Here is a 460-nt window from a genome sequence, read left to right on the forward strand (position 1 = left end):
TCGGTGAGTTGTTTGATGAAGTGGGGCTAGTACCCCATCACTGCCTGTGATGGGTTTGCCTGATTGGATCGCTTTTAGGTCTTCATCAAAATCAAATGATTGCATGGTGTCATTTCTGTTTTATTTAACAGTTTAGGGGAATGGCACAGTTTTTCGAACGCTACCTAACGTTATATTAGTTCTAAATCAGAATCTATATAGTTCTGATTTAGTTGTCTTTTAATGCTAACTGTTTTAATGCATAGCGTATGATACCACTATGCGTCTGTCCATATTTATCCGCCAGCTCCACTAATAAATTATATTCATACTCATTTAGAGGTAAGGTATGCGATTTAAATTTTCGAGCAGCTTTGGGGTCTAGGTTTGGCTTTTCATCAGATTGATTGGCAGTTACGCCATTCACAAAATCTTGTTCCGTTAATGCGGTCTCTTGCGTGCGACGTTTAATCATAATGCC

The 460-nt window shown here is 38.7% G+C and carries 1 protein-coding gene; it reads right to left on the reverse strand.

Annotation, left to right across the window (positions count from 1 at the left end; translation table 11 throughout):
* Positions 1-208 precede the first annotated feature (208 nt).
* On the reverse strand, positions 209-460 hold a 252-nt coding region (locus M3668_RS10955), incomplete at its 5' end, for a hypothetical protein (RefSeq protein ID WP_251380888.1).

It is taken from the genome of Rothia sp. P100, from assembly GCF_023712425.1.
Lineage (GTDB): Bacteria > Actinomycetota > Actinomycetes > Actinomycetales > Micrococcaceae > Rothia > Rothia endophytica.